Origin of the sequence: Thermogutta sp., assembly GCF_014359955.1 — a bacterium.
Lineage (GTDB): Bacteria > Planctomycetota > Planctomycetia > Pirellulales > Thermoguttaceae > Thermogutta.
On record NZ_JACIYL010001032.1, the window covers coordinates 1 to 1,288 of the forward strand.

The 1,288-nt window shown below is 57.7% G+C and carries 2 protein-coding genes; both read right to left on the reverse strand.

The window, feature by feature from the left end:
- The coding region (locus tag H5U08_RS19160) for a nitrilase-related carbon-nitrogen hydrolase (RefSeq protein ID WP_297036878.1) at positions 1-759 on the reverse strand (759 nt) is incomplete at its 3' end.
- A gap of 192 nt (positions 760-951) precedes the next feature.
- On the reverse strand, positions 952-1,288 hold a 337-nt coding region (locus H5U08_RS19165), incomplete at its 5' end, for a transporter associated domain-containing protein (protein ID WP_297036881.1).

Genomic DNA, 1,288 nt, shown 5'->3' on the forward strand with positions numbered 1-1,288 from the left:
CCCGTCGTAGTCCACGATCATGCTCCCGCCCGGCCAGCTAAAGGGTGGGTAGTTCCGCAGGGAAGCCCCCTGATTGCAGGCCACCACGTAGGCCAGGTTTTCGATGGCCCGTACCCGGTTGATGAGCGTCCACCATTCCATCGGCGAGGCGGTTCCCCACGGGTCCATGTAGGCTGAAACACGCAGCAACACTTCGGCGCCTTGGAGGGCGAGCTGGCGAATGGCCTCCGGGAACAGCCAGTCGTAACAGATGGCCACGCCGATGGAGCCAATCTCCGTCTGGGCCACCGGAAAGAGAGGTTCCGGGTAGTCGGGAAGATCGTGGGGACTGGTATGGAGTTCCCAGGGAATCCACGGGTGCACCTTGCGATACTTCAGAAGGAGTCCCTCAGGACCTACCAGGCACGTCGTGTTAAAAACATGGCCGGGATAGCGGGAATCCTTTTCCAAAAAGCTGCTTGTCTGGATATAAATCCCAAGTTTACGGGCCAAGTCGCAATATCGATCGAGAAACTCATTGGGGATGGGCACCGCCAGCCGATCGTGGAGTTCCTCCACGGTTTCGAACACGGGGGCCACCTGAGCAAATTCAGGAAAGACGACCAGCTTGACCGGGAAAAAGGGCTCGTAACCCTTGACGGCATACTGGGCCATCTCCAGCATGCGACCGACGTTTCGGTGAATGCCCGCCATATCCACGGGGTTGGGCAGGTTTGTTTGACAGAGCGCGGCATAATAACGCTGTGGTGACTCAGCCATAAGTCGTCCTTTGCCTTCCGATCACACTTGGGCTTACCGAGGATGCTTCCTCGTCACGGCACTTTACCGATCTTGTTTTCGGGCCTGGCTTGATGTGAAACGATGCAATTCGCCCCAGTACACGGCACCCTTTCAGATAACGCCGGTCCCGTGGACGCACGCGGCGGGCAAGGCGGTCCTACCTGCCGGTGCTTATGAGGAGATTTCGACTCCTGCCCCGTCGTGGTGCTGATTCAGGTCTGGTTCTGAATCTACGGATGGTTCAAGGAAGATTCTTTTGATGCGACGGCGATCTCCTTCCAGAACCGTCAGGCGGACATTGGCGATCACCAGAGACTCTCCCATGTGGGGCACACGGCCCAGATGCGTCATCATCAAGCCGGCAATCGTGTCATATTCCTCATCTTCCGGCAAGTGGAGATTGAGCCGGCGATTGATTTCTTCCACCCGCGCTGAACCACGCACCTCTGCTCGGCCATCTTCGCGAAGGATGATCTCCTGAACGGTCTCCTGATCGAGTTCGTCCTCA